Raw genomic sequence first — 20,365 nt, forward strand, 5'->3', positions numbered from 1 at the left:
GTTCCCGTCGGATGTTCCCCCGCAGCTTACGACGCCGGCACCCGGCGGCATGCCGAGAGGGTCCGGGTACCGCCGGGCACCTGTGCCCGCGCGGAGGTGTGTGCACCACGTCAGGACCGTCCGTGCCTGCGGGTCGTCACCACCGAGCGGGTGTCCAGCGTCATGTGGTCGAGCTCGTCGACAGAGTCCTTCAGGCGCACCCGGCCGGTTTCGGCGTCCTCGACGTCCACCACCTTGGACAGCAGCTTCATGGTCTCGGCGTGCTCGGACTGCGCCGCGAGCGCGACGGCCCGACCCAGCTCGTGCGTAGCGGTGTCCGGGTCGCCGGAACGGTGGGCGTCCAGCCCGTGCCGGATGGCTGTCGCCAGCTCGACCTGTCCCGTGTAGTGCGCCACCTGCGGATCGAGGGCACCGTAGTAGGCGGGGTCATCGGTCCATGTGGCGAGGACCTTGCCGCGGCCGAGTACCTCACCGGCCGCGTCGACGACGCTGACCCGGCACGCCAGCATGGTGTCGCCGACCCCGGCCGCGGGTACGGCGATACGCACCTGGAAGGCCCTCGTCTCGGACTCCCACGCGCCTGTCGCGTAGTCGCAGGCCTGAACGTGGGCGTTCTCCTGATGCGCGGTCAGGTCGAGCACGGCAGGGTCGACCTGCCGGACGACCGTGACGGCCGCTTCCTTCGGGGTCCACAGCCGTAGCGTGACGTCGGGAACGGACTTGCGCATCGCCCGCTCGATCATGGCGGCGAAGTCGGTGACCAGCTCGTCGGGCTCGGCCACGATGTCGACCGTGCCCAGCAGCGCCTCCGATATCTGGCGAAGCTCGCTGACCAGCCAGTCCGTGCCGACACCGCGGCAGTCGCAGCGGAACGTGTCCTGCAGCTCCGTCAACGCCGCGGAGACAGCCTCGGGCTGTTCCGAGGTGTTGCGCCCGTCGGTGAGCAGGATGGCGTGCCGGAGCTCGTACTCGCTCCCGGCGAACAGCGCGCCCGCCGCACGCAGCCACCGGCTCATCGCGGTGCCGCCGCCTGCGGTGATCTCGTCAACGGCGCGCTTGGCCTCGTACCTCGTGGTGTCGCCTGCCACCGCGAGCTCCGAGGAGTCCGGGTAGATCATGGTCGTTTCGTGCGTGCCTGCGACGATGGCGAAACCCGCGCCGTCGCGCAAGCTGTCGATCGCGGCGTGCGCGGCGCGCTTGGCCGCGGCCAGCTTGCTCGGCCGGTGCATCGAGGCCGAGCAGTCGAGCAGGATCACCACCGCGACCGACGGTCGCAGCTCCTGCGCGGGCGGGTGCGCGGTGACCGTCACGATCGCATCGACCGTGTCCGCTCCCCGTGGCAGGTACCGGTTCTGCGCGACCTCGACATCGAAGTGTGGCTGCTCCATCACGGCCACCTTCTCCCCGCCGGGAAGGGCACGGCAATCACCGCGACGTTGTCGCGGCCTCCCTCGGACAGCGCATACCCCACCAGACCGGCCGCCGCACCGGCCGCGCTGCCGTGCGTCAGGACCCGGGCCGCGAGCGTGCCCGGGTCATCCAGGTAACCCCACAACCCGTCGGTGCACAACACGAGCACGCCGGCACGGTCCGGGCGGACCGTGCTTACCTGCGGGTCCGTACCGTCGGAGTCGGCACCGAGCCACCGGGTCAGGGTGTGCGCGGCCCGCATGCCATCGGCGAGGTAGGTGTTGCGCACCGTATGGTCGGTGGTCAGGCAGGTGACGCCCTCGCCGGGACCACCGTGCGCACCGGCAGCATCCGCCCGGGCACCGGGGGCCACCCAGTACGCCCGGCTGTCGCCCAGCCACGCCACCGTGACCTCGGCCCCGGTCACCACGGCGGAGACGTACGTCGTCGCAGGCGTGTCCTCCTCGGCCGGACCGGGCTCGGCGAGGGCGTTGACCGCGTCACCGGCAGCCGCTATCGCCATGGTGCTGGCCTTGCGCGCGTCCAGCCCGTCGGCGAGACAGCCGAGCAGCTCGGCCGCCCCGGCATCCGCGGCGTTCTGCGCCGCCTGACCGGCCATCGCACCGGAACCGACGCCGTCGCAGACGACCGCGGCGACGTACTCCGGCTGCGCGGCGTCCCCGGTGAAACCGAACGCCATGGCGTCGGCGTTGGACTCGCGCACCCGCCCCCTGTCGCTGACTCCTGCCACGACACCCACGTCATCGGCCATCCGGTCCCTGCCGGTCGGTTGGCGAAGGCCGCACCTCAGGCAGTACCCGTCCTCGTCCACGTCGCGGTACTCGCAGTGCACGCAGCCATCCTGGCTGTCCCGCACGGAACCGCCGACCGGCGTCACGGTGATGCGCGTCCGGGCATCCGGGGACCGCACGGCCGCCTCGTCCAGTGCAGCCTCACCGGGCCATACCGGCTCCGCCTGCGGCGCGGACTCGTGCAGCGGCCCGGCCGGCTCCGCCGTCGTGGTCGGCTCGGCGGGCCCGCCCTGTACAGCCCTCGTGGGGGACTCGCCGACGGGCCGGACCGGGATGGCCCGTGTCGGGGGTTCGGCGATGGGCCACGCCGGATCGGCCCTCGTCGGGAGGTCGGCGACGGGCCACTGCGTCAGAGCCCTCGTCATGGCCTCCGCTGCGAAGGAGTCCGCCCGCGGTTCGGTGCCCGGCGGCTCCGTCACCCGTGCCGCGGCCTCCGCCCGCGGCTCGGGCGGGACCGCCGCGGCGCCCGCCGTAGACTCGCCGATCCGGCCCCCACAGGCCTCACAGAACACGTCCCCGGGCCGTGCCGGCTCGCCGCAGGAAGGGCACCGTGTCGACATCACAGTTGAGTCCATGGACGCACCTGGTTGGCCCGGTCGACAAGGGCGTAGCGTTCGGTCAGGCTACTCGCGTGCCGGGCGAGCACGCGGTACCGGTGCTCGAGGGCGAACCGCAGCGGATCCTCCGTCAGCGAGCACCCCAGTACCTCGCCTGCCTGCCCGTCGTCCCCGGCGAACGACCACTCCAGCGCGGCCGCCAGCAACTCGACCTCCAACTGCACCTGCCCGACCTCGTCCATGTCGAGGTCCGCTATCCGCTCACCGGCACCCGAGAAGTCCTCGGCGGTCAGCGACTCGGGTTCGGCTGCCACGGTGCCCACCCGCACGGCCGCGACCTGAGCGGCGAGGTGGTGTGCCGACGTCGGCGGTACCGAGCCGAGCACGGCAGCCGCCTCGGCCCGCTCACCGCCGCGCAACAACACCCTGGCCAGCCCGAAAGCCGCGCTGACGAACGACCGGTCGGTCCGCCACACGATGCGGTAGTAGTGCTCGGCGTCGACCAGATCGTCGAGGAGCTCGGCGCAGACGGCCAACCCCAGCTTGGGCGCGAGCTCACCGGGCAGCATGCCCAGCACCGAGTCGAACTCGCCGCGCGCCCGCACCGGGTCGGCGGCCGCGAGCGCGGCCAGCGCTATCGCCCAGCGCGCACGCCAGGTCCCGTCCTCGTCCGCCGCGTCGGCCTCGTTCCGGGCCCCCTGCCGATCGCCGAGCTCGATCAACGCACGAACCCTGCGTAGCCGCACCTCGGTTGTGACGGGCACGTCACGCAGCGACGCGAGCAGCTCCGTCGGCGAGGCCGCCGCGAGGGTGGTCAGCAGGTCCGCGGCGGGGTCGGCCGTGTCCACCCGGGGCACCGGCAGCTCGTGAGCGACCTCGTCCAGCTCTGTCGTTCTCAGCGCCGCCCCGGACGAACCGCCGGTGGCGAACCCGTGCAGCTCCGGCCCGAAGTGTGTGGACGCGGCCTGCCGGGGCTGCCCGTCGGAGGCCGCCATGACCTCCCGGAGCACGCCGGTAAGCTGCTCGGCCATCTCGGGAGCGGAGCCGAACCGGCGCGCCGGGTCGGGATGGCAGGCCCGCAGCAGCGCCCTGCGGAACGACTCGCGCTCGGCGAGCAGCCGGGCCTCGGACGGAGGCGGGAGCCGCGTGGCATAGCTGCCGGTGAAGTCGAACGGGATGGTGAGCACGGCCAACGTCCGCCCCATGGCGTACAGGTCCGAGGCCACCGACGGCCCCTGCTCGGTGACCTCGGGTGCCTGGTACCCGACGGTGCCGTAGACGGCGGCCGAGACGTCGCCCGCGTGCCGCACCGCCCCCAGGTCGATCAGTTTGAGCAGCTCCTGGGTCTGCACCATGTTGTCCGGTTTGACGTCGCAGTACAGCAAGCCCTCGTCGTGCAGGTAGCCGATGGGGCGCAGCGCCTCGATGGTGTAGGCGAGCGCCTGCTCGACCGGCAGGCTCGCCTGCCCGTCGTGTTCCCGCCGCCGCTGTTTGACCAGGTCCTTCAACGACTGCCCGCCGACGTACTCCATCACGATGTAGCCGGTGCTGCCACCGTCGGACTCGCTGTGCTGGACGAAATTGTGGATCTTGACGATGTTCGGGTGCTCGACCTTGGCCAGGAAGTGCCGCTCGGCGATCACCGCCGCTGTCGCGTCGGCGTCGGCGCTGTCGATCAGCCCCTTGAGCACCACCCACCGATCCGACACTGCGCGGTCGCGGGCGAGGTACACCCAGCCCAACCCGCCGTGGGCCAGGCAGCCCAGAACCTCGTACTGGTCGTGCACGACATCCCCCGGCCCCATGGCCGGTGTGAACCGGTAGCGCTGACCACACTGCGGGCAGAAACCGTCCGAGCGGGCGGGGCGGTCCGCGCGGGAGCGACCCACCTCGCTGCCGCACCGGGCGCAGAAGCGCTGATTCTCGGGAACGCGCGGGTCGGTAATGACGACTTCCGCCGGATCCCGGTACGGGACCGGCGGCACGTCGACCAGACCGGCGCCGAGCATTCCCCGGCCGGATGTGCCCGGACGCGAGGGCGCCGAGCCGGTCGTGACCGATGGGCGCGACCACGTCGCCACGCTGTCCGTGCGGGTGGAGGGGCGGCCTCCGTTCTCGGCCTGCAGCCCACACGACTCGCAAAAGCCGTCCTCGTCGATCACTCCCGCGCAGCCGACGCGCGGGCACCAAGTCATGCCGCTCTCCCCTCTTCGCTACATCCACAACGCGGGCCACACCGGGCGAATCTCGAGTCTAGATACGAAACCACTCCTTCCCCAGGTACTTCGCACGTCCGGCAACGGCCCCGGCCGGACCGGCGAGACAGCGACCATCGAGACACCGGGTCGGGCTCCCTACCGGTACGTGGGTTCCGGCGGCTCGGCCGGGCCGAGGGCCGGTTCGAGCCAGGTGGCGTACAGCTCCGACCATCGCTGCTGGCGAAGCTCCTCGAGGAAGGCATTGACGTAACGCACCATGTCCTCGTTTCCCTTGGGTATCCCGATGCCGTACGGCTCGCTGCTGATCCGCTCCCCGACGATCTCGGTGGTCGGGTCCTGCTCGGCCATCCCCGCGAGGATCGTGTCGTCCGTGGAGATCGCCTCGACCTGCCCCTGCTGCAGCAACACCAAGCAGTCCGAGATGCTGTCCACCTCCACCAGTTCCGGCCGGGGGTCGGCGGCGTCGACGTTCACCGACGATGTCGACCCGCGCGGGGCGCAGACCGGCTCACCCCCGAGATCGGCGAGCGAGGAGTAGCTGGAGTCCTCACGAACGAGCACCCGCTGACCTGCCACGTAGTACACACTGGAGAAATCGATGTGCTCGCGCCGCTCGCAGTTCATCGTCATCATGAAGACCACGACGTCCACCGCGCCCTCGGTGAGGGCGGGGATGCGGTCCGCAACGGACAAGGCCGTGAACTGCACCTTGTCCGGGTCACCCAGCAACGCGTCCGCCAGCTCACGCGCGATGTCGATGTCGAATCCCTCCAGCTCGCCCGTGGTGGGGTCACGGAACCCGAACAGGTGGGTGTTCTGGTCGACCCCGACGATCAGCCTGTCCCGCTCGATGATCTCGTCCATCGTCGAGCCCTCCGGCACGTCGGTCCCGTCCGGCGGCAGACTCGCCGCGGGGTCGCCGCAGTCCTGTTCGTCGTCCTCATCGGGCTCGTCCTCCTCATCGGGCAGCTGCTCGGTCACCCCGGCGTTGGCAGGCATGGGACGCTGCGCCGGTTCGACGGGTACCAGCGTCCGGGGTTGCCCCACGGGGCCACACGCCGCCACCAGCAGCCCGAGTACGGCTATCAGGACCGTCAGACGTCTCATCGATACTCCCTGAGGCGCTGTCTGATGCCGATCACAACCCCGCCTGCTCCGACCGCGGCCAGCGCCAGCCACCCTTCGACGAGGCCGGTCAGCGCGCGCTCGCCGGTAACCGTCGAGGTCACGAACTCCTCCCGCCCGGCCTGGATCGCCTCGGCCAGACTGCTGTCGAGCCGCGCGAACGCGGTTCCGCTCCCCGTCTCGGACTCGGTGTCCACGGCCAGCTCGACAGCGTCGTTGTAGTCGCCGCCGTCGGCGAGATCACGCAGCGTCTCGTGGGTGCGAAGCCACCCGGTCGCACTGGCAACGGCGTCCTCGACGGGGCCGGAGAGCTGCGCGGATGCCGTGTCGCGCAACTCGCCCAGCCTGCCACCGGTGCCGTCCTGCCCGGCGATCTGCCCGGCCAGCTCGGCGAACCTGTCCTCGTATGCCTCGCCGTCTCCGCGCGCGACCAGCGCGAGCAGCTCGTCGGCCCTGGCCTGCAGAGCCGCGATCCTGGTCTGCACGAGCACGTCCACCTGCTCGGACCCGTCACGCTGTCCCGACGTGACAAGCGTGCCCTGCACCGACAGCGCGACCGCGCTCCAGATCAGACCGACGACCAGCGCCACGGTCGCCACGACGAGACCGATGTTGTACCGGCGCTTCACCAGGCGCCTGATGTGGGACTGCGCGCGCAGCAACCCCACCAGCGCGACGGCCAGCAGGGCGATCGCGATGAACGGCACGCTCGTGGTCGCCGACTGCGCCTGCGCCAGCCGCTCGCGCTGGATCCGGTACAGCTCCTCGACGGCGGGCAGGACCCGTTCCCGCATGAGATGCGAGGACTCCCGCAGGTAGGCCGCGCCCACCGGCAACCCCTGGCGGTTGTTCGCGCGCGCCGTCCCCACGAGCTCGGAGTAGACGGGGACCTGCCGAACGACCACCGAAACCTGGCGCGCGGCTTCCGCGTCCCTCACCGCATCGAAACCGGCCAGCGCCAGCGACGGCCCGACGACGGCGATGTCGTCCTCGTAGCGCACCCGCAGCTCTTCTGGCTCGTCGCCCGCTGCGAGGAACGCCATCGCCGCGGTCGCGTCGGCATCCGACAGCGCCCGGTAAACCTCCTGCACGGTCGCGGCCATCGGCTCCTGGCGATCGACGAGGTTCGCGGTGGCCTGCGCCCTGCCACTGGTCGAGGCGGCAGCCCCGACGCCGGCCGCGAGGATGACCGCGACCAGCGAGACCGCGATGATCGAGAGCCTGCCCGGCGTGGTCGACCAGCTCCGCTGCCCTCCCGCGAGGACCCGACGTACGGCAGCGCCCGCGCGGCCGGAGCGCGACCGCCGAGCCCCCGCGGCCGACTCCCCTGGCACGTGGCCATCGGGTTCGTGAGGCTGCGCTGTACTCACCTGCTTACCGCTTCTCCTGCTCCTGTCCAGGGCCCGGTCCACTCATCGGGTCACTCGCCCGCCGGTCGCTCGCCGTCGCCACGCACAGCCCCCACGAGGCAGCCCCCGTCAACCGGCTCGTGAACAACTCTCCGTGTTCCCGGGCAATGTCGGGCCGTTCACCGGACACACCCCTCAGTACGCGCGTGCGTTCCGGACGGGCTGCCGTCGCGGCCGCGCCAGCCCGGTCAGTCGGTGAACAACCCTGTAGTACCGCACCTAGCCGCGTCACACTAACAGGTGACGTCAGGATGAAGCAGGGGTAACGTACAGATCCGTCGAATCGCGAAACGTGCCCGGCATGACCTGCGCCGTCCCCTGCCCGGACGAGATCGCAGGTCGCGGGCGATACGGACGATGACGCTCCGCTACTCCTGCCGGGCTTGGCCTGCTGGGCTACTCCTGCCGGGCTATGCCTGCTGGCCCGGTAGCCTGCCCTCGGCCATGCGCCTGGCCACCTCCCGGCGCAGCCACAACATGTAGATCCATACCCCGAGGAACACCACCCCGACCACCCCCACGGCGGGCAGCGCACCGAAGAAGGCGATCAGCGCACCCTGCAGCAGCAGGACAACCGGGACGGTTCCACGCTGGCGCAACACGCCGCAGCTCGCCAGGAGCGCGGCGATGACCCCCATGAGACTCCAGCCCTGCCAGCTCGTGACACCCGCACCGAGATCGGCCACGACCAGCAACGCCAGACCGAGCACGATCGCCTGCAGGATCAGCGCGCCCGCCATCACCCCGCGGAACCCCTTCATCGGGTCCGTCGCGGGTGGCGGCGGGGTGCCCGCCTCACCGGTCACGCCGGGTCCTTACCGAACAGCGCCCTGGCCTCGCCCGCTGTGACGACCGAGCCCGTGATGAGGACACCGCCGCCTGCGAGGGGCTCCTCCGGGTCCTCCGTGTGCTCGACGAGCGCCACGGCCGACTCCACCGCCAGGTCGAGACGCGGGTGCACGTGCACACGGTCCTCACCGAAGATCGGGATCGCGATCTCGGCGAGCGCCTCGGGCTCCAGCGCGCGCGGTGACGCGTTGCGGGTCACCACCACATCCGACACCACAGGCTCGATCGCCTCGAGGATGCCGTGCGCGTCCTTGTCGTCGAGCACGCCGATCACCGCGACGAGCCTGCGGAAGGCGAACTCCGCGTCCACCGTCGCGGCGAGGGCCTGCGCGCTGTGCGGGTTGTGCGCAGCGTCGAGCAACACCGTGGGCGCTCCCCGGACGGGTTCGAGGCGGCCGGGCAACGTGAGGTCGGCGAATGCCTCCCGGACGGCCTCGACCACCAACTGGCGATCCGGTCCCGCGCCGAAGAACGCCTCCACGGTGGCGAGCGCGAGCGCGGCGTTGGCTGCCTGGTGCTCGCCGTGCACCGGCAGGAAGATGTCCTCGTAGACACCGCCGAGGCCCTGCAGCTTCAGCTGCTGGCCGCCTACGCCCTTCTCCCTTTCCAGTACACCGAACTCGTGCCCGGCCCTGGCTACCGTGGCATCGACCTCCACGGCGCGCTCCATCAGCGCGTGCAGGACCTCCGGGTCCTGCTCGGCGACGACCGCGACACCGTCCTTGCCGATGACGCCCGCCTTCTCCTTGGCGATCGAGACCACATCCGAGCCGAGGTACTCGACGTGATCGCGGCTGACCGGGGTGATCGCGGCGACCTGTGCCTCCCCGACGTTCGTGGCGTCCCACGTACCGCCCATCCCGGTCTCCAGCACCGCCACCTCCACGGGGGCGTCGGCGAAGATCGAGAACGCCAGCGCGGTCAGCACCTCGAACTTGGTCATCCTCGGAGCGTCCGCGGCCCGCGCTTCGTCCACCATGGACACGAATGGGAGCAGGTCGGCGTAGGCGTCCACATAGGTCGACGCGCTGACCGGCGAACCGTCCACGCTGATGCGCTCGGTCACCACCTGCAGGTGCGGGCTGGTGTAGCGGCCCACCCGCAACCCCATCCTCGTCAGCAGGGCATCGACCATCCGCGCGACCGAGCCCTTGCCGTTGGTCCCGGCAATCTGGATCAGCGGGTAGGTCGCATGCGGCTCGCCCATCATGTTCAGCAGGGCCGTGATGCGCTTCAGGGTCGGCGCGATCTTGGTCTCGCCCCACCGCTGGTTCAGCTCCGCTTCCACCCGCAGCAGCTCTTGCTGCGCACGGCGCTCTTCCTCGGGGTCCGGCTCGATCGGCTCGTCACCGGCCTCGGGGGTGTCCGGCATCGGTCCCGCCGCGAGCTGCTCCTCGGAGAGCTCGTCGAGAACCTCGTCCTCGCGATCATCGTGCACGGGGTGGTACTCCCAACGCGTTCGACCCCGGAGGGTCATTCATCACTACGAGCCCGGTAGCGACGCCAGGCGCGACTCGATACGCTCGATCTCCGTCTCCGCCGCCTGCTTGCGCGCCCGCATCTTCTCGACGACCTCGGCGGGCGCTTTCTCCACGAACGAGGGATTGGCCAGCTTCTTCTCCGTCTGCTCCAGCTCCTTACGTGCCGCGTCGAGATCCTTGTCGAGGCGCTTGCGCTCCGCGATCACGTCGACGGCCTCGGACAGGTCGAGTTCCACGGACGCGTTACCGCAGCTGAGTCCCACCTCGAACGCCACGCTCGGGGAGAACGCCTCACCTGCCCGGTTGAGCCTGGTGAGCGTGTGGATGGCTTCCTCGTGCCCGTCCAGTTGGGCGAACCCCGCTCCGGACAGCCGGGCCGCGACCCGCTGCCCGGGCTTGACGCCCTGGTCCGAGCGGAACCGCCGGATCTCGGTGACCAGCTTCTGCATATCGGCGATCCGGCTGGTCGCTGCCGCGTCGGCGTAGGCGGCGTAACCGGCGCGCTGTCCGGGCCATTCCGCGATCACCACCGACTCCCCGCCGGTCAGCGCGGTCCAGAGCCGTTCGGTGACGAACGGGATGAACGGGTGCAGCAACCGCAGCACCGTGTCGAAGACATGCCCGAGAACCGCACGGGTACTCGCCGCACGTCCCCCGGTGATCTGCACCTTGGCCAGCTCGAGGTACCAGTCGCACAGCTCGTCCCACGTGAAGTGGTACAGCGCCGAGATCACCTTCGCGAACTGGAACTCCTCGAACCGCGCGTCGACCTCGCCGACGACCTCGCCCAGCCTCCCGAGAATCCACCGGTCCGCCTCGGTCAGCTCGCCTGACTCCGGCAGCGGCGTGTCGACGGTCGCGCCGTTCATCAGCGCGAACCTGGTCGCGTTCCAGAGCTTGGTGCAGAAGTTGCGTGCCCCGGCGGCCCACTCCTCGGCCAGCGCGATGTCGCTGCCCGGGCTGGCGCCGCGTGCGAGGGTGAACCGGGTCGCGTCGGCGCCGTAGTTGTTCATCCAGTCCAGCGGGTCGAGCGCGTTGCCCTTCGACTTGGACATCTTCTTACCGCTGGCGTCGCGAATCAGGCCGTGCAGGTAGACGTGGTCGAATGGTTGCACGTCGTCCATGGCGTAGAGCCCGAACATCATCATCCGGGCGACCCAGAAGAACAGGATGTCGTATCCGGTGGACAGCACGCTCGTGGGGTAGAAGGTGGCGAGGTCCCTGGTGTCGTCCGGCCACCCCAGCGTGGAGAACGGCCACAGCCCCGAGGAGAACCACGTGTCCAGCACATCCGCGTCCTGGTACCAGCCCTCTCCGGAGGGAGGCGCCTCGTCGGGTCCCACACAGACTGTCTCGCCGTTCGGGCCGTACCACACCGGGATGCGGTGGCCCCACCACAGCTGGCGCGAGATCGTCCAGTCGTGCAGGTTGTCGACCCAGTCGAAGTACCGCTTGGCCAGCTCCGGTGGGTGGATCACGGTGCGTCCGTCGCGCACGGCCTCGCTCGCCGCCCGCGCGAGCGGTCCGACCCGCACCCACCACTGCAGCGACAGCCGCGGCTCGACCACGGTGTCGCACCGCGAGCAGTGCCCGACTGCATGCTCGTACGGGCGTTTCTCGGCGACGATGCGTCCCTGTTCACGCAACGCGGCGACCACCGCGGGGCGCGCCTCGAAACGGTCGAGCCCCTCGAACGGTCCGGCGGCCGTGATCACGGCCGACTCGTCCATGATGGTCAGCATCGGCAGCTCGTGCCGGGTGCCGATCTCGAAGTCGTTCGGGTCGTGGGCGGGCGTGACCTTCACCGCGCCGCTGCCGAACTCCGGGTCGACATGGTGGTCGGCGACGACCGGGATGTGCCGTCCGGTCAGCGGGAGCTCGATCTCGGTACCGACCAGGTGCGCGTACCGTTCGTCGTCGGGATGCACGGCGATCGCGGTGTCGCCGAGCATCGTCTCGGCTCGGGTGGTGGCCACCACCACGGAGTTGTCCCCGTCGCCGTAGCGGATCGAGATCAGCTCGCCCTCGTCGTCGCTGTGGTCGACCTCGATGTCCGACAGCGCCGTGCGGCATCGCGGACACCAGTTGATGATGCGCTCGGCCTGGTAGATGAGCCCGTCGTCGTAGAGGCGCTTGAACATCGTGTGCACCGCGCGGGACAGACCGGCATCCATCGTGAAGCGTTCCCGCGACCAGTCGATGCCCTCGCCGAGCCTGCGCATCTGGTCGAGGATCATGCCCCCGTAGGTTTCCTTCCACTCCCAGACACGCTCGATGAACCGTTCGCGGCCCAGGTCGTGGCGGGAGACTCCCTGACCCGCGAGCTCACGCTCGACCACGTTCTGGGTGGCGATGCCGGCGTGGTCCATACCGGGAAGCCACAGCGCCTCGTATCCCTGCATCCTGCGGCGCCGGACGAGCGCGTCCATCAGGGTGTGGTTCAGCGCATGCCCCATGTGCAGGCTGCCGGTGACGTTCGGAGGCGGCAGCACGATACAGAACGGCGGCTTACCCGAGCCGGGGTCCGCCGTGAAGTAACCCGCGTCTACCCAGCGCTGGTAGAGCGCGTCCTCTTCCTCGGCCGGGTCCCAGCTGGATGGGAGTTCGGTCACTGCCTGCGCTGCATTGTCTGTCACAGCTTGCCAGTCTACGAACCGCACGTCGCGGGGGTTGACACGGGCCACGTGGGGCGAGCCGCACGCTCCCTCGGGTACCACATATGTACTGAAGGACCCCTTCGGCTCACCCCCACCGGCCGGCATGGTCGGTCAGCGCAGCCCGTCCAGGAAGGCGTTCCACGCCGGGGACGGCAGCACGAGCGAGCCGCCTGCGGGGTCCTTGGGGTCGCGCAGGCCGACGGACCTCCCGGCCACGGCCACCTGGACGCAGTGCCCGTTCTCGTCCGGCGCGCTGGGCGGAGCCCGATGCCGCATCCAGTGCCGCACGCGCACCGAGCGCGGCATTCGGCTCCTCACACCTCCTTCGGGCTCTCCGTGATCATCGACGGGGCCAGCGCGGCGACCATGACCATGGCCGTGATCTCCTCGATGGCCCGCGCCTTCCGGCCGGTGGCCCACTGCCCCTCGGCGATGGACTTGGCGCGCTTGCGCATCGCGGCACGATCGACGCCCTCGGCCAAACGCGGCACCGCGTCGATCGCGGCGAGCAGCGAGATCAGCGCGGCGGTCCGCTCGTCCGGCTCCTCGTCCTCGAGCAACGCGCGACGCAGCCGCGCGCGAACGTCGTACTCGTGCGTGGAGTCCTCGGAGGGCCACCGGCTCACCGGGAGTATCGCGGGTGGCGCGTCGCCGTCGGCGCGCGCAACGCCACGCTCGGCGAGCCCGTCGAGCAGCCTGGTCGCCAGCACGCCGCTCAGCGCGAGTATCACGTCCTTGGGCTTGCGCCCGTCGAGCTCGGCGACCGTGTCCAGGATCCCGGCCAGGAAGTCCTCGCCGGGAGGAGCGCCGTCGCGGGCGGTGAGCCGTACGGCAGCGTCCCCGTCGTCGGCGACATCCACCCGTTCCAGCCCCACCAGTTCGATGAGCAGGGCACCTGCCAGCGCGTACTCGAGATTGTTCATCCCGATCCTGCGGCCCGTATCGTCGTCGGAGGCGAGCAGCAACAGGTCCTCAGCGAGCATCATGACCGACAGGCTATCTCTGGCCGATCGCTCGCGCTGGCGAGGTCCTCGGTTCGGCGACGACAGTCAGGAGCAACACCACGTGGGCAGGACCGCCGTACGCACCCCGGTACGCCGCATCACGGACGGGGCATCCCGGAACAGGCAGCACACCCTCGCGGCCGAGGAACCCCTCGCCGTGCGGGTAGCCGGGCACACCGTCGCCGTCCCGCTGCGCACGCCGGGCAAGGACGTGGAGCTGGCCCACGGGGTCCTCCTCGACGAAGGCGTGATCGATTCCAGGGCGGACGTGCGGACCGCCCGCTACTGCGCCGGTACGGACGATCAGGGGCGCAACACCTACAACGTGCTGGATGTCGCTCTCGCGCCGCACGTACCGCCGCCGGAGCCGGGCACGAACCTCCTGGTGGACCCCGGTGACTCCTGCGCGGTCACCAGCACCGCGGCAGTCGACGCGGTCCGCGTGCGTGCCCGGCACGACCTGGCGAACGCGCCGTTCACCGCCCGCGCCGACATGCTGGCCACGCTCCCCTCGGCGGTGCGGTCCCGGCGGCGCACCCCTGCGGCCGCGGGCGCGCTACCGGCCGCCGCGCTGTTCGACGAGTCCGGTGCGATCACCGCCGTCCGCGAGGACATCGACCAGCACAACGCGGTCGACAAGCTGCTCGGGTGGGCGGTGATGCAGGACCGGATGCCCGTCTCGGCCTACGGCACCGGAATGCTGATCACCGGGCGCGCCACCTTCACGCTGGCACGCAAGGCGGTCCTGGCCGGCGTCCCGCTGCTGGCCACCACGCACGACCCGTCCTCGACGGCGGTGGAGCTGGCCGAGGAGCACGGCATGACGCTCGTCGGCTCGCTGGCGACGAACAGCGTCGACGTCTACACACGCGGCGACCGCGTACCGGCGTGAACGCAGCCGCGCTGCTACGCGGACTTCTCGCCGCGCTCCCCGCTGCTGCGCTGCCGGCGTGACGCCTGGCGGGACACGATCGTGGGGTTCACGTTCTCCCGCACCGTCTGCTCGGTGATGACCACCTTGGCGACATCCTCCCTGCTCGGGATGTCGTACATCACCTGCTGCAGTACCTCTTCCATGATGGCGCGCAACCCGCGCGCCCCCGTGCCGCGCAGGATCGCCTGATCAGCGATGGCCTCCAGCGCTGTCTGGGTGAACTCGAGCTCGACGTTGTCCAGCTCGAAGAGCCTCTTGTACTGCTTGACCAGCGCGTTGCGCGGCTCGGTCAGGATGTTCACCAGTGAGGGCTTGTCCAGGTTCGTCACACTGGCCACGACCGGGAGCCTGCCGATGAACTCCGGGATCAAGCCGTACTTGATCAGGTCCTCGGGCATGGTCTCCGCGAAGATGTCCCCCTCGCGGGTCTCCGACCTGGTATGAATGTCCGCGCCGAACCCGATGCCGCGGCGCCCCACGCGCTCGTTGATCACCTGGTCGAGACCCGCGAACGCGCCCGCGACGATGAACAGCACGTTCGTCGTGTCGATCTGGATGAACTCCTGGTGCGGGTGCTTCCTCCCGCCCTGCGGAGGTACCGAGGCCGAGGTTCCCTCCAGGATCTTCAGCAGGGCCTGCTGCACGCCCTCGCCCGAGACATCCCGCGTGATGGAGGGGTTCTCCGACTTACGCGCCACCTTGTCGATCTCGTCGATGTAGATGATGCCCGTCTCGGCGCGTTTGACGTCGTAGTCGGCCGCCTGGATGAGCTTGAGCAGGATGTTCTCGACGTCCTCGCCGACATAGCCCGCCTCGGTCAGCGCGGTGGCGTCGGCGATCGCGAACGGCACGTTCAACATCCTGGCCAGCGTCTGAGCCAGGTAGGTCTTGCCGCACCCGGTGGGGCCGAGCATCAGGATGTTCGACTTGGCCACCTCGACCGACTCGCCCTTCGCGTCCGACGGCCCGGCCTTGTTCTCGGAGTTCTCGGACTGGATGCGCTTGTAGTGGTTGTACACCGCGACCGACAGCGAACGCTTGGCGTCTTCCTGCCCGATCACGTACTGCTCGAGGAAGTCGTGGATCTCGGTCGGCTTGGGCAGCTCATCGAGCTTGACGTCACCGGCCTCGGCCAGCTCCTCCTCGATGATCTCGTTGCACAGGTCGATGCACTCATCACAGATATAGACGCCTGGCCCCGCGATGAGCTTCTTCACCTGTTTCTGGCTCTTCCCGCAGAAAGAACATTTGAGCAGGTCCCCGCCCTCGCCGATCCGTGCCATGGCCGCTGACCTCTGTCCCCTCCGGTGCCCCGGAATCCGGCGCACCTGACGTGTCGTGATGAGCTTCGCGCTGGCGTCCTGGTTCGTCGTGTGCCTAAGTCGACCGTACCCCTCGTAAGCGCCCAACGGGAGCAGCGCGAACGAAAGGCCGCCGCGAGGTCACCCTAGACGCGTGCGCCGGGCTGTGTCCCCGGCGACACGCGTCTCGGGATCGAACTGTTAGCTCGCAACTGTTAGCTCGCAGGGGTCCCCTTGCGGTACGGGAGCACCTCGTCGATCATCCCGTACTGCAGCGCCTCCTCGGCGGTCAGGATCTTGTCGCGCTCGATGTCCTTACGGACCTCGTCCGCGGACTTGTTGGTGTGCGTCGCCAGCGTGGTTTCCATCAGCCTGCGCACGCGCTGGATCTCGTTGGACTGGATCTCCAGGTCCGACACCTGCCCGTAGCTGCCCTCGGTGGCCGGCTGGTGGATCAGCATCCGCGAGTTCGGCAGCGCCATGCGCTTGCCCCGCGTACCGGCAGCCAGCAGCACCGCAGCGGCGGAGGCTGCCTGGCCGAGGCAGATCGTCTGGATCTCCGGCTTGACGAACTGCATCGTGTCGTAGATCGCCATCAGCGAGGTGAACGACCCGCCCGGCGAGTTGATGTACATGGCGATGTCACGGTCCGGGTCCTCGTGCTCGAGGTGCAGCATCTGCGCCATGACGTCGTTCGCCGAGGCGTCGTCGACCTGAACGCCCAGGAAGATGATGCGCTCTTCGTAGAGCTTGTTGTAGGGGTTGGACTCCTTGACACCGTAGCTGGTGCGCTCGATGTAGCTCGGCAGAATGTACCGGGACTGGGGCAGCTGAGAGGGGAGCTGGGACCCGCCGGAATGGGGAAGCTGCAGTTCACTCACGATTGTCTCCTGTACCCGCTCGTCGGTCAGCTGTTCGATTCCGCGCTGCCGAGCTGGTTCTCACGGCTGAGCACGTGGTCCACGAACCCGTATTCCTTGGCCTCTTCCGCGGTGAACCAGCGGTCCCGGTCACCGTCGGCGATGATCTGCTCGACGGACTGGCCGGTCTGGTCCGCGGTGATCTTGGCGAGCTCGTGCTTCCACTTGCCGTAGACCTCTGCCTGGATCGCGATATCGGAGGCCGTGCCGGTGACCCCGGCGGAGGGCTGGTGCATCAGGATCCTGGCGTGCGGGAGCGAGTAACGCTTGCCCCGCGCACCCGAGGACAGCAGGAACTGCCCCATGGACGCGGCCAGGCCCATCGCGTAGGTCGCGACCTGGGGCTCGATGAGCTGCATCGTGTCGTAGATGGCGAAGCCCGCTGTCACCGAGCCGCCGGGAGAGTTGATGTAGAAGCGGATGTCGGACTCGGAGTCCTCGGCCGCCAGCAGCAACAACTGGGCCGTGATCCGGTTGGCCACATCGTCGTTGACCTCGGAGCCGAGCACCACGATGCGCTCCTGCAGCAATCGCTCGTACATCGAGTCGGTCAGATTCATTCCAGCGGTGGTCGTCCGCATGCTGGAAGTCGCGTCGTGCGTCACGTCTGCCTGCCTTCTTGCCATGATGACCCCGGCCCTGCCGGGGTCATCTGCGGCTACCGTTCTCGTGCCGTTGTCGTGCCTGACCGGGACAGGCATGCGTCCCGGTGCCGTTGTCTGCCCTGGTTGGTCGCTTTGCCGGTCCCTGTCTCGCGCCCTCGTCGCGAGATCATGTCACCGACCCTAACGAACGTGGGCGGCGCAGAATGCCTGACACCGCCCACGTTCGCTGAGAGCTTCACCGCTCGTTCGAGGTCTCGCCGCTCTCCCCGGACTGTTCGGCGGCCTCGCCGGCGTCGGTGGCCTCGCCCGCGTCCGCGACCGCGCCCTCGACCTCGTCCGGCTGCACCACCTCGGTCGCCTCGGCCGCGTCGGACTCCATGGCATCGGCGAGCTTGGCCGCCTCGTCGCCCGCCTGCGACTCCTCCGAGCCGAACAGCGCCTCGAGGTCGACGGGGTTGCCGGACTCGTCGGTGACCGACGTCCTGCGCACGATCGTAGCCAGAGCCTTGCCCCGCCGCACGTCGGAGTAGATCGCGCCGAGCTGCCCGGACTGCTGGGCGCGCTGCACGTACTCGTCCGGGCTGATGCCGAAGCGCTGCGCCTGGTACATGATCCGCTCGGTCAGCTCGGCCTCGGACACCTCGGTGCCCTCCTGCTCGGCGATCGTGTCCAGCAACAGCTGGGTGCGGACGGACTTCTCGGCCTCGGCACGGGTCTCGGACTCGAAGTCCTCGAGGCTCTTGCCCTCGGCCTCCAGAGCGCGGGCAAGGACGTCCTCGTCGTCGCCGACCTGCTGGAGCGCTTCCTGCTTGCGGCCGTCGACCTCGGACTGCACCACCGACTCCGGCAACGGCACCTCGGCACGCTCGAGGAGCTCGTCGAGCACCTTGTCGCGTGCCTGCACGCCCTGCTCCATCGACTTGGACCGGCTCATCCGCTCACGCAGGTCGGCGCGCAGCTCCTCGATCGTGTCGAACTCGCTGGCCATCTGCGCGAACTCGTCGTCCGCCTCCGGAAGCTCACGCTCCTTGACGCTCTGCACGGTCACCGTCACCTCGGCGTCGTTACCCGCGTGCTCGCCGGCCAGCAGCCTGGTGGTGAACGTCGTGGTGCCGCCTGCCTCCATGCCGATCAGGGCATCGTCGATGCCGTCCACGAGATCACCCGAACCGACCTGGTAGGACAGCCCGGACGTGCTGGCATCCGGCAGCTCCTCGCCGTCCACGGTCGCCGACAGGTCGATCGAGACGAAGTCGCCGTCGGCGACCGGCCGCTCGACCCCGGTGAGGGTGCCGAACCGCGCACGCAGCTCATCGAGCTGCTCGTCGACATCGCTGTCACTGACCTCGACGTCATCCACGGTGACCGCCATGCCCTCGACGTCGGGCACGGTGATCTCCGGGCGGATGTCGACCTCGGCGGAGAACTCCAGGACATCCTTGTCCTCGATCTTGGTGACCTCGAACTCGGGACGACCGAGCGTGCGCATGTCGGTGGACTGCACGGCCTCCAGGTACTTGGCGGGGATGGCCTCGTTGACCACCTCGTCGAGCACCGGAGCTCGACCGATCCTGCTCTCCAGCACGGGAGCCGGGGCCTTGCCCGGCCGGAAGCCCGGGATGCGCACCTGTTGCGCGATCTTCTTGTAGGCGCGGTCGAAGTTCGGTTTCAGCTCGTCGAACGGCACCTCGACATTGACCTTGACGCGCGTCGGGCTGAGCTGCTCGACGGTGCTCTTCAACGTTTGCTCCTCAGCGTTTGCAATACCTTCAACTGTTTTCGTCTGTCCTCGTCTGCCCTCGGCACAGATCGGGTTCCCGCTCACGGTTGCCGCTTCAGCCGAGCGCGCCGCTCCAACCGGCCGAGCAGACCTCTCGCCCACTACCACTCGACCGGGATCGTCGACACCGGTACCGGGCAGCACCGAGCACGGTGGTGGCTCGAGCACCGGGTCACCGAGGCATCGCGCCGCGGCGACCCGGATCCGTCGGGGTGACAGGATTTGAACCTGCGACCCTCCGCTCCCAAAGCGGATGCGCTACCAAGCTGCGCTACACCCCGCAGCACAGCCACATACCCGGGCCGTGCACAAAGAGCCTAACCCCACCCGCTAAGCTGGGTGCGCGCCGGTCGGCATACCGGCCGCACGCGGGTGTAGCTCAATGGTAGAGCTCCAGCCTTCCAAGCTGGCGGTGCGGGTTCGATTCCCGTCACCCGCTCCAGACCGTGCTCCCCGCGGGGACCGGCATCGCAGGGGGAGCGACTACTCCAGGGCGCCGTCGACGGCCCCTCGACACGGCTTCCCCATCCCGCCAAGCGAGTACGCAGAACGCCGAACGTAACCCGGACGGGGGAATCAGACGGCCGTGCGGCCGGGCTGCCCGGCGTCCATGCGGAGCCGGGCCGGTGAGCCGGACCCCGCTCGACACGCTCCCCGAGATCAATCCGTCATTGCTCGATGAATCTGATATCTTAGTAGCGATATTCTTAACGATGAACATTAAACCTGTGGGGCGGTCATGACGCGACGAGCGAACTCCGAGCCAGACGCGGTCGACCTCATGCTGGAACAGTGGCGAAGGGAACGGCCCGACCTCGATACCTCCGGGTTGGCCGTCTTCGGCCGCCTGCACCGCGCGTTCAACCGGTACCAGGCCCACCTCACCGAGCTGTTCAACGACTACGACCTGAGCATCTCGTCGTTCAGCGTGCTCGCCGCGCTCCGGCGCCTCGGACATCCCTACAGGTGCACCGCGGGCAAGCTCGCCGACATCGACCTGGTTTCGACCGGGGGTATCACCCAGCGGGTCGACAAGCTACAGACCGCGGGCCTGGTCAACAGGGAACGCGACCCCGAGGACCGCCGTATCGTCTACGTCGAGCTCACCGAGAAGGGACTGGCCGCTGTCGACGAGGTCGCCACCGCGCACTTCGCCAACGAGGCCGAGATGCTCGGCGGTCTCACGCACAGCGAGCGCGGTCAGCTCGCCCGACTGCTCAGCCGCCTCGAACGCTCCCTCGACCTCGCCGACATGCGTTCGCTCGCCGCGGACGGCGAGTCCCAGCAATCCCCGCCGTGACT

Annotated in this window: 16 protein-coding genes and 2 tRNA genes; 3 read left to right on the plus strand and 15 right to left on the minus strand. The window is 69.4% G+C overall.

What is annotated here, in order from left to right; translation table 11 throughout:
- Nucleotides 1-110: 110 nt before the first annotated feature.
- The 10 genes from CHB84_RS12185 to CHB84_RS12230 form a co-directional block, all read right to left on the minus strand.
- Entirely contained in the window at nucleotides 111-1,388 is a 1,278-nt protein-coding gene (locus CHB84_RS12185; protein WP_089301702.1) for a VWA domain-containing protein, read from the minus strand.
- Nucleotides 1,388-2,587 carry a PP2C family protein-serine/threonine phosphatase gene (locus tag CHB84_RS12190; protein WP_217898526.1) on the minus strand — a complete coding sequence of 400 codons (1,200 nt, stop codon included), beginning with the start codon at nucleotides 2,585-2,587 and terminating at the stop codon, nucleotides 1,388-1,390. The genes CHB84_RS12185 and CHB84_RS12190 overlap by 1 nt, the downstream gene beginning before the upstream one ends.
- Nucleotides 2,588-2,781: 194 nt before the next feature.
- Nucleotides 2,782-4,974: a serine/threonine-protein kinase gene (locus CHB84_RS12195; protein ID WP_089301704.1), complete on the minus strand. Its 2,193-nt coding sequence runs from the start codon at nucleotides 4,972-4,974 to the stop codon at nucleotides 2,782-2,784.
- Nucleotides 4,975-5,133: 159 nt separating this feature from the next.
- Entirely contained in the window at nucleotides 5,134-6,105 is a 972-nt protein-coding gene (locus tag CHB84_RS12200; protein WP_089301705.1) for a glutamate ABC transporter substrate-binding protein, read from the minus strand.
- Nucleotides 6,102-7,493, minus strand: coding sequence for a hypothetical protein (locus CHB84_RS12205; protein WP_141134659.1), 1,392 nt, complete (start codon nucleotides 7,491-7,493; stop codon nucleotides 6,102-6,104). The genes CHB84_RS12200 and CHB84_RS12205 overlap by 4 nt, the downstream gene beginning before the upstream one ends.
- Nucleotides 7,494-7,942: 449 nt before the next feature.
- Nucleotides 7,943-8,338, minus strand: a complete 396-nt coding sequence (locus CHB84_RS12210; protein ID WP_089301707.1) for a DUF4233 domain-containing protein — start codon at nucleotides 8,336-8,338, stop codon at nucleotides 7,943-7,945.
- Complete coding sequence (locus CHB84_RS12215) at nucleotides 8,335-9,819, minus strand: bifunctional folylpolyglutamate synthase/dihydrofolate synthase (RefSeq protein WP_245818697.1); 1,485 nt, start codon at nucleotides 9,817-9,819, stop codon at nucleotides 8,335-8,337. The genes CHB84_RS12210 and CHB84_RS12215 overlap by 4 nt, the downstream gene beginning before the upstream one ends.
- Before the next feature lie 45 nt (nucleotides 9,820-9,864).
- Nucleotides 9,865-12,498: a valine--tRNA ligase gene (locus tag CHB84_RS12220; protein WP_245818698.1), complete on the minus strand. Its 2,634-nt coding sequence runs from the start codon at nucleotides 12,496-12,498 to the stop codon at nucleotides 9,865-9,867.
- A 132-nt stretch (nucleotides 12,499-12,630) separates the two neighbouring features.
- Entirely contained in the window at nucleotides 12,631-12,825 is a 195-nt protein-coding gene (locus CHB84_RS12225; RefSeq protein ID WP_245818699.1) for a DUF397 domain-containing protein, read from the minus strand.
- An 8-nt stretch (nucleotides 12,826-12,833) separates the two neighbouring features.
- Nucleotides 12,834-13,505 carry a GOLPH3/VPS74 family protein gene (locus CHB84_RS12230; protein ID WP_089301710.1) on the minus strand — a complete coding sequence of 224 codons (672 nt, stop codon included), beginning with the start codon at nucleotides 13,503-13,505 and terminating at the stop codon, nucleotides 12,834-12,836.
- A 79-nt stretch (nucleotides 13,506-13,584) separates the two neighbouring features.
- Here CHB84_RS12230 and CHB84_RS12235 point away from each other — a divergent pair, with 79 nt between their 5' ends.
- On the plus strand, nucleotides 13,585-14,415 hold the full coding sequence (locus CHB84_RS12235; RefSeq protein ID WP_089301711.1) for a formate dehydrogenase accessory sulfurtransferase FdhD: 831 nt from the start codon (nucleotides 13,585-13,587) through the stop codon (nucleotides 14,413-14,415).
- A 14-nt stretch (nucleotides 14,416-14,429) separates the two neighbouring features.
- On the opposite strand, the gene clpX is transcribed toward CHB84_RS12235, so the two are convergent.
- From clpX to CHB84_RS12260, 5 genes are all read right to left on the minus strand, one after another.
- A complete protein-coding gene (clpX, locus tag CHB84_RS12240; protein ID WP_089301712.1) occupies nucleotides 14,430-15,740 on the minus strand; it encodes an ATP-dependent Clp protease ATP-binding subunit ClpX in 1,311 nt (436 codons plus the stop codon).
- Nucleotides 15,741-15,973: 233 nt separating this feature from the next.
- Nucleotides 15,974-16,630 carry an ATP-dependent Clp protease proteolytic subunit gene (locus CHB84_RS12245; RefSeq protein ID WP_089301796.1) on the minus strand — a complete coding sequence of 219 codons (657 nt, stop codon included), beginning with the start codon at nucleotides 16,628-16,630 and terminating at the stop codon, nucleotides 15,974-15,976.
- 35 nt (nucleotides 16,631-16,665) lie between these two features.
- Nucleotides 16,666-17,304: a ClpP family protease gene (locus CHB84_RS12250; protein ID WP_089301713.1), complete on the minus strand. Its 639-nt coding sequence runs from the start codon at nucleotides 17,302-17,304 to the stop codon at nucleotides 16,666-16,668.
- Between the two features lie 214 nt (nucleotides 17,305-17,518).
- Nucleotides 17,519-19,024 (minus strand): trigger factor, encoded by a 1,506-nt coding sequence (tig, locus tag CHB84_RS12255; protein WP_089301714.1) that lies wholly within the window; start codon nucleotides 19,022-19,024, stop codon nucleotides 17,519-17,521.
- Between the two features lie 246 nt (nucleotides 19,025-19,270).
- Nucleotides 19,271-19,344 (minus strand) — tRNA-Pro (locus CHB84_RS12260).
- An 87-nt stretch (nucleotides 19,345-19,431) separates the two neighbouring features.
- Here CHB84_RS12260 and CHB84_RS12265 point away from each other — a divergent pair.
- Both CHB84_RS12265 and CHB84_RS12270 read left to right on the plus strand, forming a co-directional pair.
- A tRNA-Gly gene (locus tag CHB84_RS12265) sits at nucleotides 19,432-19,505 on the plus strand.
- Nucleotides 19,506-19,802: 297 nt separating this feature from the next.
- On the plus strand, nucleotides 19,803-20,363 hold the full coding sequence (locus CHB84_RS12270) for a MarR family winged helix-turn-helix transcriptional regulator (RefSeq protein ID WP_089301715.1): 561 nt from the start codon (nucleotides 19,803-19,805) through the stop codon (nucleotides 20,361-20,363).
- Nucleotides 20,364-20,365 lie beyond the last annotated feature (2 nt).

It is taken from the genome of Haloechinothrix alba, from assembly GCF_900188115.1.
In the GTDB taxonomy this organism is placed as follows: domain Bacteria; phylum Actinomycetota; class Actinomycetes; order Mycobacteriales; family Pseudonocardiaceae; genus Haloechinothrix; species Haloechinothrix alba.

Bases quoted from the DNA above. Each gene is read 5' to 3' on its own strand.
- CHB84_RS12185 (WP_089301702.1), bottom strand. From the start codon at position 1,388: ATGGAGCAGCCACACTTCGATGTCGAGGTCGCGCAGAACCGGTACCTG.
- CHB84_RS12190 (WP_217898526.1), bottom strand. From the start codon at position 2,587: ATGACGAGGGCTCTGACGCAGTGGCCCGTCGCCGACCTCCCGACGAGG.
- CHB84_RS12195 (WP_089301704.1), bottom strand. From the start codon at position 4,974: ATGACTTGGTGCCCGCGCGTCGGCTGCGCGGGAGTGATCGACGAGGAC.
- CHB84_RS12200 (WP_089301705.1), bottom strand. From the start codon at position 6,105: ATGAGACGTCTGACGGTCCTGATAGCCGTACTCGGGCTGCTGGTGGCG.
- CHB84_RS12225 (WP_245818699.1), bottom strand. From the start codon at position 12,825: ATGCCGCGCTCGGTGCGCGTGCGGCACTGGATGCGGCATCGGGCTCCG.
- CHB84_RS12230 (WP_089301710.1), bottom strand. From the start codon at position 13,505: ATGATGCTCGCTGAGGACCTGTTGCTGCTCGCCTCCGACGACGATACG.
- clpX (WP_089301712.1), bottom strand. From the start codon at position 15,740: ATGGCACGGATCGGCGAGGGCGGGGACCTGCTCAAATGTTCTTTCTGC.
- CHB84_RS12250 (WP_089301713.1), bottom strand. From the start codon at position 17,304: ATGGCAAGAAGGCAGGCAGACGTGACGCACGACGCGACTTCCAGCATG.
- CHB84_RS12270 (WP_089301715.1), top strand. From the start codon at position 19,803: ATGACGCGACGAGCGAACTCCGAGCCAGACGCGGTCGACCTCATGCTG.